This is a genomic window from Pelosinus sp. sgz500959 (genome assembly GCF_042610375.1).
Classification (GTDB): domain Bacteria; phylum Bacillota; class Negativicutes; order DSM-13327; family DSM-13327; genus CTSoil-075.
The window spans coordinates 91,191-106,098 of record NZ_JBGJZL010000004.1; the positions used below are offsets into that span (position 1 = coordinate 91,191).

Consider the following 14,908-nt stretch of genomic DNA (forward strand, 5'->3'; position numbering starts at 1 on the left):
ATTTTAAAAATACATTGAAAGCTTTTTTTGCGAAATTAAGTATTCCTACTATACTAAAAATACTACAAAACTAAACTAGAGTCAATATAAAAACTTAATTCAGTAAGAAAATAAGAATTAAATCAACAGCAAAGGAGAAAGCGAGTTCGTTTTTGTTCAGTTTAAATAAGTTTGTTTTATCGACAATGTTTTTCAGTATCAATCTAAGATTAGAGCTCTGCCATAATATCACCCATTCGCGATACATCATAACCGCCCATGCCTGCTATTTCATTGCGAAATGCAGGAGAACGAAGTATGGATAATAAGGCTTGAAAGTGAGGTTTTTCCAGATCATGTCGTAACATGACTAAATCATAGCGTTCTTTTTGTAGAGGAATAAATTCTATATTTTGTACTTGCATCGCTGCCTTTTCAATACCGAGTCCTACATCGGCCTCGCCGCGAGCAACTGAACTGGCGATAGCGAGGTGACTGGTTTCTTCCTGATTGTAGTTTGGAATGCCGCGAGGATCAAGATTAAGCTTACGAAACTTTTCATCGAGAAGTACCCTAGCACCAGAACCACGCTCTCTATTGATGAAGCGAATATCAGATCGAAGTAAATCGGGCCAATCTTTTATATTCTTTGGATTACCAGGAGCAACATAAAATCCTTCTTGGCGGTAGACTAGATTGATAATGAGTGCCCTCTGACCTGGCAGGAGGTGGCGGACATAAGGGGTGTTATATTCTCCAGTGTCTCCGTCCCAAAGGTGAGTTGTAATCAAATTGGCTGTACCACGGTATAAAGCAATCAAACCATCCATGCTGCCATTATAGGAACGGAGAAATCGAACATGAGGCATTTTTTTTTCTAAATGTCGTGTTAATACATCAAGAGTAGCATCTTGTCCGTAAATGATCAAGCCATCTTGACTGGGAAGAGATGGACTCATCAGTTGTTCAATGTGTTGGGTTGGTTGAGGGGGTATTTGGTTAGCTCCTTTTGCATTTTTCATAAAAATCTCTAAATCAGTTGCCTCAATGCGCAATTTTCGTCCGATGTGATAGGCGGTTAATTCGCCGCGTTTGATAAATTCATACACTGTGAAACGTGAAATTTTTAGTATTCGAGCTACTTCTTCTGGGGTATACGATACAGTATCAGACAAGTGTTTCACCTCATAGTTACTTCATAGTATTGCTTACAGCATATCTTATTTTAAAAAAAATCACAACGGACAATCAGTGTTTATATCGTTATTATATGCAATTTTTAAAATAGTTATATTTTTGTAGTCGTTATAAAGTGGCAGGAAGTTTATCAAAAAATGTGGAATATACGGGGAACGGAAAATGAAAATTGTTTCCTGATAAATTAATGAAAGATATAAGGTGGTAAGAAAAATGCGTGTAACAATCGGGAAACAGATTCTATTGATATGTATGATGGTGGTTATTGCTTTTACAGGACTTAATGTATATACATACTATCAAATTGATAACATTCAAGCTGGTTATGATGGCGTGATTAAGCGTAGTGTACCCTTAGTCATAGAAGTAAAGGATGTTAATATTGAGTTGAATAACCAAGCAGCTCTAGTCCGTGGTTATATTTTAACAGCTGATCCTAAATACACTCAGGCTTATGATGCCTCTCGGCAAAAGATGAGTAAAACAATGGATAGTTTAGAAAAGAAATTGACTACGCCAGAAGGTAAGCAACAAGTAGCTGATCTTAAGGCTTCTTTGAGTGAGTATCATAAGGTGTCTGATCAAGGAATTGCCTCCCGCAATACTCACGGAGAACAAGAAGCCTTGAAATCAGTAGCTGCAGCAGGAGGTAAAATCCAAGCTGCTGAAAAAAATATGAATGATACTGTAAAATTTTTGAGTGAACGCATGGATTTACGCATTAAAGAAAATGTTGATGCTACCGATAATATGCAAAATTCTCTTGGGATTTGGGATATCATAATTTTTATTGTGGCTTGTGTAGCTTCTTTTTACTTGGCACGCCGGATCTCACGACCTCTTAGTGCAGTTGCCAATTCTGCAAAAAATATCGCCTATGGAGATCTAACAGTAGATACCATTGACTACCAAGGGAAAGATGAAATTGGGGATCTTGTGCAAGCATTTAGCATAATGACTGAAAACTTGAGAAATCTAGTATCCCAAGTCGCCAAATCTTCTGAACAAGTAGCTGCGGCCAGTGAAGAATTAACGGCTAGTTCTGAACAATCAGCACAAGCCGCAGGTCAAGTCGCTGAAAGCGTGACTAACGTGGCAACTGGTACATCTCATCAAGTGGATGCCGTAGAGCAGACGGTATCAATTGTTCAGGAAATGACAATGTCAATCAACCACATTGCTGCTAATTCTAATAAAGTTTCTGAAAAATCCGGTGAAACGGCTCGTGCTGCTGCTGGAGGCAGTGAAGCTGTAGTGCAAGCGACAAATCAAATGCAAGCTATCCAAAATTCGGTGACTCAATCAGCGCAAGTCGTTGAAAAACTGGGGGAAAGATCACAACAAATCGGTCAAATCGTAGATGTAATTAGTGGTATTGCTGGTCAAACTAACTTGCTGGCACTCAACGCTGCCATCGAGGCGGCGCGAGCTGGTGAACAAGGACGGGGCTTTGCAGTAGTTGCAGATGAGGTGCGAAAACTCGCAGAACAGTCCCATGAAGCAGCCCAAAAGATTAGTACAATTATTCGTGATATTCAATCAGAAACCAATATTGCAGTCGCAACTATGAATCAGGGTACTGCGGAAGTCGCTCATGGTACGGAAGTGATCGCTGCTACTGGTGAACGTTTTAATTTCATCGTGACGATGGTACAAGAATTAAATCGTGAGATTCAAGAAATCAGTACGGCTGCTGAGGAACTTTCTGCATCGAGTGATGAGGTCGTTCGTTCAGTGAATGGTGTCAAGACCGTGGCTTCTGAAACTGCCGCTGATACGCAAACTATTTCGGCAGCTGCTGAAGAACAATCAGCTTCTATGGAAGAGATTGCTTCATCGAGTCAAGCATTGTCTCATATGGCTAGCGATTTGCAGGTTGTTATATCAAAATTTCATTTGTAAGATATCAATGGATAGGAGAGACGTCCACAATTAAAATTAACCTTCGTATAATGAAGTAAGAGAGTTTGCAGACGCAAACTCTTTCTTTACGTAATCAGAAAGTATAGCCCTTTCTTGATTACAAGTAAGGAGAACTAAGACTTTGATCTGCGCTGGGGCTTGACTAAAGTCAAGTTTTCTTTATGAGAATAAGATGATCTTACTATATGGAGGGAGGAGTTTATCATAAGATGCAGTTGTGCACACCAACAGATGTAGGTATAATCAATCAGTGTATATTTTTATTGGCACTAGTAATTTTTAAATGATTAAAGTAAATGAATGGGAGTGACATGATGAGTTGGGAGACTAAGTTCTCTAGAAGGACATTTTTAAAAACAGTAGCAGTCGCTGGAGCAACGGTATCAGGATGGGAACTTTTTGGGTTTTCCAATTGGCTACAAGCTGCGGAATCATCACCAATTATTGTGAAAACTAACTTGTGTGGTTCCTGCTCGAATGAATGTGGGATGTTTGTATATTTAAAAAATGGTCGCGTATGGAAAGTAGAGGGGCATCCTGATCATGCCTATAACAAAGGAAAACTATGTGGTCGCGGACATGCTAGCATTGCTTGGCCCTATAGTCCTGATCGTTTAACCCGCCCATTGAAGAAAATAAAGGATGGTCAGTTTGAGGCAATTAGTTGGGATCAGGCATATGATGAAATTGGTACCAAATTACGAAAGATTGCTGATATATCAGGACCAGGAAACATTTTTTTCGCACACAATCCTCGTCCGACGAGTGAGTTTTATGGGGCTCGGTTAATGCATGCCTTGGGATCGCCAAATGTGATGACACATGGGACGTCCTGTCGTTCTGGACGAGATGTAGGTTATACCTATACCATGGGTGGCGTACCAAGTGCAGATATTGGTAATGCCAAATATGTTGTATTTTTAGGAAGAAATTATGCGGAAGGTATTCGTCCTTCATCCTTAGGGTCCTTAGCGTCCATCGCAAGCAAAAAGGCAAAGATTGTCATGATCGATCCTCGTCACAATCAGACAATGCCATTAGCCAGTGAGTGGGTACCCATTAGACCTGGCACAGATTTGGCTATGTTATTAGCAATAGGGCATGTACTAATTAAAGAAAGTTTATATGATGTTGATTTTGTAACAAATCACAGTGTAGGCTTTGAAGAATTTAAATTAGCAATTGAAAATAACACGCCAGCGTGGGCAGAAGAAATCACAGGTATATCTGCGTCGACGATTGAAAGATTAGCGAGGGAACTCGCAGCTGCCAAACCTCAATCTTTACTTGAACCTTCGTGGAAAGGTGCATATGGCTGTAGCTATCAAAATAGTAGCCAAACGGCTAGAGCTGCAGCGTGTATTAATGGTTTGTTAGGTAATTTAGGTAAGGCTGGTGGCTTATATTTTGGAGTGAATGCTAAATTTGGAAATTTCGATCCTCTAAAATATCCCAATCCACCCAAACCGAAAGTTGAGCGTGCTGATGGTTCGGGAGTTAAAGGAAAATTTCCATTATCATTGCCGAAAGATGGTATTCCTCAGTTAATGGCGCAAAGAGCCCATGAAGGGTTAATGAAAGCTGGTATTGTATATAGACATAATATGGTGCGCAATTTCCCCGATCCTAAGTTTATGAGTGAGGGGTTAAGTAAATTAGAAATGCTTGTGGTTGTAGACATTCAGATGTCAGAAACGGCAGAAATTGCTGACTATGTATTACCTGAAACTAGTTTTCTGGAGCGAGATGAAGTAGTAGGTTCATTAAGTGGTAAAAAACCTTGCATTGCGGTACGTTCCAAAACGATTGATATAATACACTCTGAAACAAGACCCTTCAATGAGATGGTAACTCGTATTGCCCAACACGCTGGTGTGGGTCAATATTTTAATTTTACATTAGAAGAGTTAAATGATGCCATGTTATCTCCCCTTGGGCTCAGCTGGAATCAGTTAAAAGAAAAGAATATTGTTATGTTAAACGAAGAATGGAAAGAAGGGTTTACTCCATTAAAGACAGGTTCGAAAAAAGTTGAGTTTTATTCAAAAGAATTTACTGCGGCTGGGTTTCCTGGAGCTCCAACATGGCAACCGCCACTGGTGCAGCCAACAAAAGATCAATTTTATTTGATTCATGGTAAACAAGCTATTATTTCTCACTCGGCTACTGCCAATAATCCCTATCAAATGCAAATTGCCAAACAGTATCATTTGGAACGTTTATGGATGAATGCTAGCAAAGCAAAGGCGCTAGGAATTAAAGATGGTGATCAAGTCGTTGTGGAATCAGAACTATATAAAGGTACAGTGGACGTGAAAGTAACAGAACGGATACACCCAGAAGCTGTATTTATACCAATGGGTTTTGGTAATATTGCAAAAGGCCTCAAAACTTCAGTCGGTTTTGGTCTGAGTATGAATGATTTTGCTCCTTTTCGTCTGGAGCCAATTTCTGGACATTGTATGATGGCAGAAGCTGTCGTGCGGGTTCGCAAGGAGGGTAAAAATGCCTAGGTATGGAATGTTGATTGATACAAAAAAATGTGTTGGTTGTTATGCTTGTACAGTAGCTTGTCAAATGCAAAATGGGCTGGCACCAGAAAATACTTTTATTCGTTATGAAGAACAGGAAGAAGGTACTTATCCCGATGTAAACTGGAAGATGGTGCCGATACAATGCCAGCATTGTGAAAATGCTCCTTGCGCGACCGTATGTCCGACTAAGGCACGCTCTACAAGAGCTGATGGTGTCGTATTGGTAGAAGAAAAGAAGTGTATTGGTTGTAAGTATTGTATTGCTGTTTGTCCTTATCAAGCCAATACTGTGGATGGGAAAAAAGGAATCGTTGAAAAATGTCGGTTTTGTATTGAATTAGTTGAGAATGGCGGTAAACCAGCCTGTGTAGGGACTTGCCTGACTAACGCGCGGATTTTTGGTGACCTTGATAATCCCAAAAGTATGATTTCCCTGGAAATTATCAAGCGTAAAGCAGTATCGCTACGACCTGATCTGGAAACGAAGCCAAAAATTTATTATGTGCTGTGAGGTGAAATGATATGGTATGGGGTACACTTGTCGCTATTTACTTATTTCTGGCAGGTATTGCTGGTGGTGCTTATTTGACAGCAACCTGTATTGAGACTTTTTGGAACAACCGGGGACTGGAGATTATTCGGCGTTATGGACTTATGCTCTGTGTTCCACTCGTGGCGATTAGTTCTGTTTTCTTGGTACTTGATGCTGAGGCAGGATTACATAATCCTCTTAGATTGTTTTATGTTGTTGCGAATTTTCCACATTCAATGATGTCAGTTGGTACCTTAATTATCACTAGTTTTCAGGTGATTACTCTTTTAGCAGGGTGGAAAGCTTGGAAAAATAAGCCACAACCAGGGTGGTTGCGCGTGATCGGTTCACTATTTGCTATTGCCCTTACTGTATATACTGGTTTATTACTGGGCGTGTCAAAGGCAATCCCTTTTTGGAATAGCCCGATATTACCGTTGCTTTTTACTGTTTCTGGTATGTCTACAGGTTGTGCTGCTGCCGTGCTGCTTGGGATTTATATAGAAAAAACCCAAGTAGAAAAGTTGGAAAGTATCAAAAAGGTACATCTAGGTTTACTGATGATGGAAGTTATCCTTATTTTTGTACTTTTAAATACTGCTGGAAAAATAGAACTTGCAGGTGCACAGTCTGTCGCTAAGTTGATGAACGGCTCACTAGCGCCGATGTTTTGGTTAGGATTGATGGGACTTGGATTAGGGCTACCTATTGCTATTGAGATATATGAGCTAGTGTATACAAATAAAATGGCTGCTTCCATGGCACTAGCGTCTAGTGGTAGTGGCTGTGCATCCACAGAAGGTCAGTATAGTGGAATTAGGATGTTAGTCGCTGCTGAAACTTTTGTACTGACAGGTGGTTTTATTTTGCGTTATCTCATCTTAGCAGCTGGCGTATATGTGAAGTTGTTATAATGACTCTAGTAGCAAAACTCTTTTGAAGGAGGTTTTGAATTGAATACACAAGATTATCGGATCAATATCTATCAGATATTATCTGAGGCTCTAAAAGAACCCCAAGAGGAGTTTGGAGAAGAACAGCAAGACATCGTAGATTTTCTCCAAAGCGCATTTGAAGCATTACAGTATCCGATTGATAGTGAGAATTATCAACTATGGCCCAATTTAGCTAAGGATATTAACGGACTTAGAAATGACTATCGTCTTAGTTTTCTCTATCCAGCAGTAAAAAGAGTATTGCCCATCGAGTCAATCTATCGCCAATGGACATTGGATGAGACTGCAGAAGTACCTTTCGCTAAGGAAAAGGGCCATTTAATGAGTGATTTTGCTCTGCATATGCAAGCTCTGTATGATCAGTATCAATTGAGTATTCCCCAAGAATATAGCAGTATGCCTGACCATCTATGTTTAGAATTGGAGTTTTTCGCATTTTTGTTAGAGAATGAAAGTATAGAGTTACAGAAAGTTTTTATGAATGAGCATCTCAATTGGGTGGATGAATTATATCAGGATGCGGTTAAACAAGATATTCCCCTGTTTTATCGCCAAGTAATCCAGGTTACTGCGGAATTTTTGAAATATGAATTGGATAAAAATTTAAGATCATAAAAAAATACTTATCAATTCATCGATTGTAGTGAATCAGGAAGAGACTAGTAGCCGAATGGCGACTAGCTCTTCCTGATTCACTTTTTACTTTATTTAAAAACCTACGTATCTGGTAGTTGTTAAAAGTTATATGTTTATAAAAAAGGAAAAACCATTTACATGGAGAATGGCTATTTTATAATAAAAAATCGATAATTGTCGAGAGGGTGAATTGTTCTTAAAGTATGGATATGAAATTAAAACTTCTATTATTTGCAGTTGATTTATTAGCCCCACTAATGGTCGGTTATTTATGCCGCTTTCAGAATATAGTCAAAGAGCCAGTTTTTAACAAAATGATTTTGAATAATATTCTTGTCATTTATCCAGCCCTGTCCTTTTTAAGTTTTTGGGTATTACCCCTTGACTATCATTTAATTTGGCTGCCGGTGATGGGACTGGCTATGGGGGTGATTCCTGGCTTGATTGCTTATTTCGTGGCAGAGTATAAATATACAAGTGATCTTGATCGAGGAAGTTACGTAATGTCGGCAATTTTATCAAATTTAGGAACCATCGGCGGCCTTTGTGTGTTTCTGTTATATGGTGAAACAGGTTATGCTTATCAGCAACTTGTCGTCTTATTTCAATACATTTTGATGTTTATGTTTTGTTATCCTTTAGCTCAATATTACTATAATCGGTCACAAAAGGGCGAAAAAATCAAAGATGTATCTGTTAGGTCCATTCTTTTTAGCCGTAATCAATTGGCGATCATTGGTATTCTTTTTGGTGTAGTACTAAAGCAGATGGGAGTACCACGGCCCCAAAGTCTTGACGGTTTGACTCAGGTATTGATCCACTTTGGAGCGTGGACGGCGTTGATACCAGTGGGCTATTCTATTGATTTTGGAAAATTAAAAGAGCATTATCGTGATATAAAGGATCTTACTGTTGTTAAATTTATTTTAACACCGTTACTGATTTATGGAGGAGCTCGGCTTGTGATTCATGATCAGAGAATGCTCAATACGATTTTGGTTTTATCGTGTATGCCGACGGCCGTTAATGCTGTGATTACGTCACGAATTTATAGTCTTAATATACACATATCTGTAGCAGCATTTATCTTAACAACGATCGTGTTTTTACTCGTTGTATATCCTATATTGTTTATTGGTCTAGGGAGTTAACAGCAGATTGATTCAATCAGTTCGCAGTTGAGTCGATGTATTTTTTTTGAAACAATTTTTTGACAAAAGCCTTAAAGAAAAGTACAATAAATAAAGAGTTTTTATAAATGAATGTTTTTTTGGCGCCCTACGACAGAGTGACCTGTCGGTGGGCGTTTGCCTTTGTCTTTCCAAGGGTGAAGAACGTTTAATGGCAATTTATTGATAAGTGAGGCTAGTCGTATGATTACAGTACAAGAAAAAGTTCGCTTTGTTGAGACTGATATGATGGGTGTTGTACATCATTCTAATTATTTTCGTTGGTTTGAAATGGCGCGTGTTGAGTATTTGCGCCAGGCAGGTATTCTTTTGACTGAGCTCATGGCAGAAGGAATTGTTTTTCCCATTACTCATGTTGATTGTCAGTACCGCGCGTCAGCCAAATTTGATGATATTATTTTGATTGAAACAACGTTAGACGAAGTATCGCCTGTTAAAATGGTCTTTACATATCGAGTGATTCGCAAAGAAGATGAAGTGCTCTTGGCTACTGGTTCAACTCAGAATGTTTTTACAGGTGAAAATGGTAAGATCATCCGTTTGTCAGAAAAATATTATGATAAACTAAAGGCGAGCTATGAAAGAAAAAAATAGAAATGTAGATAATAAATAATAGTACAGATATTATTTTAGATCATTGCTAGTTAGAGTATTTAATTGAGCTTAGATAGATTCAGTATATTTTAGGAGGTGCAAGAAATGAGTAATAATGCACCGATTGGTGTTTTTGATTCGGGAATTGGTGGTTTGACAGTTGTAAAGGAATTGATCGAACTCATGCCTGGAGAAGAGTATATTTATTTTGGTGATACAGCCCGAATGCCTTATGGTCCAAGACCTGCTGAGCAAATTCTTGAATTTATGCATCAAATTTTACAATTTTTTGCTGAGAAACAAGTGAAGATGGCAGTTGTTGCTTGTAATACGATGACGGCGCTGGGGATTGACATGGCAAGGCAGCATTATCCTTTTCCATTGGTTGGTGTGAATGCTGGTGTTGATTTGGCGTTAAGTGTGAGCCCAGGAAAGAATTTCGGCGTTATTGCGACACAGGCGACGATCGCTAGTGGGAAACATGCAAAAGTAGCTTTAGAGAAAGATAAAGAAGTCAGTGTTTATTCACAGGCTTGCCCCAAGCTTGTACCACTCATTGAGAATGAACAAATTGAAGGAAGTCAAATCGAAAGTGCAGTTGCAGAGTATTTATTGCCTATGAAGCAAGCTGGCGTTGAGTCTATTATTTTAGGTTGTACTCATTATCCATTTGTCAGTTCAGTGATTGAAAAAATCGTGGGAAGAGATATTGTTCTAGTGAATCCCGCCCGAGAGACTGCTATGGATGCCTATCGTATTTTGCAGGAGCAAAATTGTTTATCGACTAAGGGACAAGGGAAAGTACGATTATGTTTTTCTGCAGATGTGGAACAGGCGAAAAAAATGGCTGGTTATATGCTTGATACAAGGCAAGTGGATTTTGAGCTAGTTAACTTACAAAAATAAAGTTATGTAGATCTATTGGGAAAAATTTGGTATACTAATAAAAAAAGTAATTTTCTTAGAGATGGAGGCCTTGGTGTGGATTTCTTAATGATGTTAGTATTCTTAGTTATTATAGTGGTCATCGCCGTGTGGTTATTTATTGCTCGGCAAGGAGATGCTGAATTTGATTTTTTGGTTGGTGAGCGAACGCCTTTTATCCTTGAAGAGTTAACGGATAAAACAGCTACATTTTCGTGTAAAGTACCTTTTATTAATAAAGGGTCACAAGGCGGGACGATTATGGATGCTTATCCTCGACATTTATTGCCAGATGAGCAGTATGCAGGCGTCGCAGTGAGTTCAAGGTTGGAACTGACGACAGCTCCACGTACTGATAATTATTTTGAAGCTATTATTTTTACCCCAGGGACTGGTGGTACCGTTGTCATTACTGTCCAATTTATGGCGAAAGAAGGAAGTATTGAGCAAGCTCTTGGCGAAATGATTGAACTCACGGTTGATATGGCCATTGATATTGTGTATCAAATCGTTGCGCGTACTCCTTGGTATATCCATAAAAAACGGCTTGTTATGACATGTGATGAAATAAGGGAAGCCCTTCAGGCAAAAGGTACTGCAGAATAGGAGGAAAGATCATGGTAGAACTTGAATTAAGACCAGTACGTACGCGTATTTTAACAGATAAAGATAATATTGTGGATATGATCGAGAAATATGCAAAGCAGGATGTTGGTCCTGATGATGTGGTATCTGTGGCTGAAAGTGTAGTTGCCATTACCCAAGGACGCATTACAAGACCAGAAGACTTAAAAGTTTGTTTTTTGGCAAGGATCTTATGTCGTTTTATTCCTCAAGAAGGTAGTTTATCCAGTGTATATGGTATGCAATCGGCTATGGATGCTGAAGGAAAGTGGCGAGTTTTATTTGCCTTGATCATTGGAATGTTTGCCAAAGTGATTGGTAAAAGTGGAGTGTTTTATAAATTGGCTGGAACGCAGGCTGCCTTAGTTGATGATGTAACCGGTACGATGCCACCTTTTGATAAATGTTTAGTTTATGGCCCCCATGATCCTAAAGCCGTAGCAGAAGAGATCAAAAAACGGTTAGGTTGTTATGGGGCAGCAGTCGCAGATGTGAATGATCTTAAACGAGCAGCGGTGCTTGGTGTTTCTGAAGGACTTGATCCGAAGCAGTTGGCTCGTATTTTAATTGATAATCCTTTTGGGAATGCTTCTCAACGTACGCCGATTGTTATTATTAAAAATTATGCAAAAGCCGAAAGAGTGGCCAAAGAAGCGTAATTAATGATATAGAAACTACCTATTTATGGAGTCATGCGTTGTTAAAGGGGATAGGCTAAAATGCTATCCTCTTTGTTTACATTTTTAGCAAAATATATTGTCATGTAGGTGACTATCCTCAGCTTAATGGTGCAAAAGGCGGTGCTGATTCATTTTTGAGAAAAGAGGGGATAATGTGTTATTGGGACTTGATGTAGGAGGAACTTTTACGGACGGTGTGGCGGTTCTAGCAGGTAAAGTGATCAATACAGTGAAGACCCCGACGACTCATGGAAACTTACTAGAAGGGATTTTAGTTGCAGTCGATCAGATTGTGAAAGAAGTAGGGAATCGGCAGTTTACACGGATTACCTTATCAACAACCATTGTTACAAATGCATTGGTTGAGGGGAAGGTTGATCCTGTCGGCCTATTTATTATGCCAGGACCAGGAATGGACATTCAATCCGTACTGCCAATTGAGCCGTATGTATTGTCTGGATATGTTGATCATCGTGGGCGGATTGTGTCCAAGCCACGTCGCGATGAGGTTGTAAATGCATGTCGTCAGTTTGACGAGTGTAAAGTCTTTGCGATTTCAGGAAAGTTTTCTGTACGTAATCCTGATTGTGAGCAGCTTGCTAGGCAATGGGTAAAAGAAGAGATGAATCCTGATCATATTACAATCGGTTCAGGGGTTGCAGGCACACTAAATTTTCTCAGGCGCACCAATTCGGCCTATTATAATGCTGCTGTATGGCGACATTTTAATGCCTTTGCCACTGCGGTGGAACAGGCATTTAAGGCAAGGGAAATACATGCGCCTATCTATATTTTAAAAGCAGATGGTGGTACTTTGCCATTGGAGATTGCTAAAAATAATCCTGTTGAGGCGATTTTTACAGGACCAGCCGCTAGCGTACTTGGGATTATGGCAATGAATCCTGTTTCTGTTCCAGCCTTATCTCTTGACATTGGTGGTACGACTACAGACATTGCCTTGTGGCAGAATGGGGTACCCCTCTTTGCAGAAGGTGGTGCATGTGTTGCTGGTTTTGCGACTGCACTACGCTCTTTTCGACTGAATTCAGTGGGAATTGGCGGCGATAGCTTCGTAAGGCAAGAAGAAGGGGTTTTAAAAATTGGACCTATGCGCCGCGGTTCAGCCATGGCAGTTGGCGGAGACTATCCTACAGTGACAGATGCTATGGTAGTAGCTGGTTTGATTGATTTTGGTCATTATGAATTTGCGACTCAGGCTATGAGGCTGGTCGCAGCTAGTGAAGAGACTCTGCAGCAAACGGCTGATCGAGTATTAAGTGGGGTTGTAGATCAAATTTGCCAGGGAATTGAGGATATGTTTACGCAGCAGGCTAGCCAACCTGTATATCGCGTCGAAGATATGATCAAAGGGACTTCCATCGTCGCAGAAAAGATTGTTGGTGTGGGGGGAGCGGCCGCTGGGCTTGTACCGTTGGTTGCAAAGCGAATGGGACTACCTTATAAACTTCCTAAACAAGGAATGGTTGCCAATGCAATTGGGGCAGCATTAGCCAGGTCGACTGTAGAGATTAATTTGCGAGCTGATACAGTCGCAGGGTATTATACAGTGATTGAGCTAGGAATAAAAAGTAAGCTGCCAAAAGGAAATTTTACATTAGTTGATGCTCAGGCGCTAGGGGAAAAGCATCTTGAGGAATTAGCTATGCTGAGAGGTATTTCTCTTGGTGTAATCGAGATGATCTATTCTGAAGAATTTAATGTGATTGAAGGGTTTTCTACAATGGGAAAAATCCTATCTTGTCGTTTGCAGATAAAACCTGGTGTGATTGTGAATAATAAGGAGGGATCATGATGGACATTCAAAAGTTAGGATTAGTGTTTTTTCCAGCTTTTGATTGGGCCATCAGTAAGACCCATCCTGAGCGGGAAGAGCGATTACTTTATACTCGTGACCAAATTATTGAAGAAGGTTTATTCGATATGCCGAGTATACGAGAGTACAAACCTAAAATCGCTACGTACCAAGATCTAGAACGAGTGCATATTGGTGTGCCCGATCTGAGATCTTTGATTACAGAGGCTCATTTGGTATCAGCAGGTGGGGCAATGGCTGCTGCCGATGCTGTCATGAAGAGGGAAGTTGCGAGAGCTTTTGCATTAGTGCGTCCTCCGGGACATCATGCCATGCGGGTTGTTCATGGGACGCGAGGGTTTTGTACGATTAATATTGAAGCCATTATGGTAGAATATTTACGCAAAACCTATGGGATACGCAAAGTAGCGATTGTTGATACCGATGTTCATCATGGCGATGGTACGCAAGATATTTTTTACCATGATGCTGATACTTTATTTATTTCTTTCCACCAAGATGGACGGACCTTGTATCCAGGTACTGGTTTTGTCAATGAAATGGGTAGTCCCATGGCTCATGGGACTACGATTAATATTCCTTTACCGCCAGGGACGACGGATCATGGTCTTCATGAAGTCCTTGATCATTTGATTATGCCGATACTCGCAGATTTTAAGCCAGAAATTATTATTAATTCTGCGGGGCAGGATAATCATTATAGTGATCCTTTAGCGAACATGGCGATTACAGCGCAAGGTTATGCTCGATTAGCAGATAAGCTAAAAGCTGATATTGCCGTACTAGAAGGTGGGTATTCCATTGAGAGAGCTTTGCCTTATGTGAATGTCGGAATTATTTTAGCCATGGCTGGGCTAGACTATCGTAAGGTGATCGAACCAGACATTGATCAATGTCCATCAGAACCTTCGTCTGTGACACAAGCAATAAAAAAAATCATTGCAGAAGGACAAGAACGGTGGTCCATGCGGGAGAAACTGCGGCGCGAGGCAGTAGCAAATGCTGGTGAATTCTGGAAACGTACGCGTAATATTTATTATGATGCTCATGGGATTGATGAACGGCAAATCGAAAAAGTACGATTGTGTCCTAAGTGCGCTGGTTATTTGACGATTGGAACTGAAGCGCATGGCGGTAATTTTGGTTATAAATCCGCTTTTGCAGCTGTCATTTCTCGCGGAGCTTGTTCTCATTGTCGAAATATGGCAGTTGATGCTGTTTATAAAGCTAAAAAACAAGGTAAATACCAATATTATCTTGTACAAAATAAAAATGAAGATGTATTAGAGCGTATGTAAAAAAAAT

The 14,908-nt window shown here is 39.9% G+C and carries 13 protein-coding genes; 12 read left to right on the forward strand and 1 reads right to left on the reverse strand.

The features are described from left to right. Positions 1 to 209: 209 nt before the first annotated feature. A complete protein-coding gene (locus ACAN52_RS07475) occupies positions 210 to 1,154 on the reverse strand; it encodes a substrate-binding domain-containing protein (RefSeq protein ID WP_378953957.1) in 945 nt (314 codons plus the stop codon). Between the two features lie 235 nt (positions 1,155 to 1,389). Between ACAN52_RS07475 and ACAN52_RS07480 the strand changes: the two genes are divergently transcribed. The 12 genes from ACAN52_RS07480 (at position 1,390) to ACAN52_RS07535 (ending at position 14,901) form a co-directional block, all read left to right on the forward strand. Beyond that, positions 1,390 to 3,078, forward strand: coding sequence for a methyl-accepting chemotaxis protein (locus tag ACAN52_RS07480; RefSeq protein WP_378953958.1), 1,689 nt, complete (start codon positions 1,390 to 1,392; stop codon positions 3,076 to 3,078). A gap of 332 nt (positions 3,079 to 3,410) precedes the next feature. Further along, on the forward strand, positions 3,411 to 5,612 hold the full coding sequence (locus tag ACAN52_RS07485; RefSeq protein ID WP_378953959.1) for a molybdopterin-dependent oxidoreductase: 2,202 nt from the start codon (positions 3,411 to 3,413) through the stop codon (positions 5,610 to 5,612). After that, a complete protein-coding gene (locus tag ACAN52_RS07490; RefSeq protein WP_378953960.1) occupies positions 5,605 to 6,144 on the forward strand; it encodes a 4Fe-4S dicluster domain-containing protein in 540 nt (179 codons plus the stop codon). The genes ACAN52_RS07485 and ACAN52_RS07490 overlap by 8 nt, the downstream gene beginning before the upstream one ends. An 11-nt stretch (positions 6,145 to 6,155) precedes the next feature. Then, positions 6,156 to 7,079, forward strand: coding sequence for an NrfD/PsrC family molybdoenzyme membrane anchor subunit (gene nrfD / locus ACAN52_RS07495; RefSeq protein ID WP_378953961.1), 924 nt, complete (start codon positions 6,156 to 6,158; stop codon positions 7,077 to 7,079). A 39-nt stretch (positions 7,080 to 7,118) separates the two neighbouring features. After that, the gene (locus tag ACAN52_RS07500) at positions 7,119 to 7,736 is read left to right on the forward strand and encodes a molecular chaperone (RefSeq protein ID WP_378953963.1); all 618 of its coding nucleotides are present in this window, start codon (positions 7,119 to 7,121) and stop codon (positions 7,734 to 7,736) included. A gap of 224 nt (positions 7,737 to 7,960) precedes the next feature. Then, positions 7,961 to 8,908, forward strand: coding sequence for an AEC family transporter (locus ACAN52_RS07505; protein WP_378953964.1), 948 nt, complete (start codon positions 7,961 to 7,963; stop codon positions 8,906 to 8,908). A gap of 222 nt (positions 8,909 to 9,130) precedes the next feature. Then, positions 9,131 to 9,541 (forward strand): acyl-CoA thioesterase, encoded by a 411-nt coding sequence (locus ACAN52_RS07510; protein WP_378953966.1) that lies wholly within the window; start codon positions 9,131 to 9,133, stop codon positions 9,539 to 9,541. Positions 9,542 to 9,646: 105 nt separating this feature from the next. Then, a complete protein-coding gene (murI, locus tag ACAN52_RS07515) occupies positions 9,647 to 10,447 on the forward strand; it encodes a glutamate racemase (protein WP_378953968.1) in 801 nt (266 codons plus the stop codon). A 75-nt stretch (positions 10,448 to 10,522) separates the two neighbouring features. Next, positions 10,523 to 11,071 carry a hypothetical protein gene (locus ACAN52_RS07520; protein WP_378953969.1) on the forward strand — a complete coding sequence of 183 codons (549 nt, stop codon included), beginning with the start codon at positions 10,523 to 10,525 and terminating at the stop codon, positions 11,069 to 11,071. An 11-nt stretch (positions 11,072 to 11,082) separates the two neighbouring features. After that, a complete protein-coding gene (locus ACAN52_RS07525; protein ID WP_378953970.1) occupies positions 11,083 to 11,748 on the forward strand; it encodes a coenzyme F420-0:L-glutamate ligase in 666 nt (221 codons plus the stop codon). A 175-nt stretch (positions 11,749 to 11,923) separates the two neighbouring features. After that, entirely contained in the window at positions 11,924 to 13,582 is a 1,659-nt protein-coding gene (locus ACAN52_RS07530) for a hydantoinase/oxoprolinase family protein (protein WP_378953972.1), read from the forward strand. After that, a complete protein-coding gene (locus ACAN52_RS07535; RefSeq protein ID WP_378953973.1) occupies positions 13,579 to 14,901 on the forward strand; it encodes a histone deacetylase in 1,323 nt (440 codons plus the stop codon). The genes ACAN52_RS07530 and ACAN52_RS07535 overlap by 4 nt, the downstream gene beginning before the upstream one ends. Positions 14,902 to 14,908: the final 7 nt, after the last annotated feature.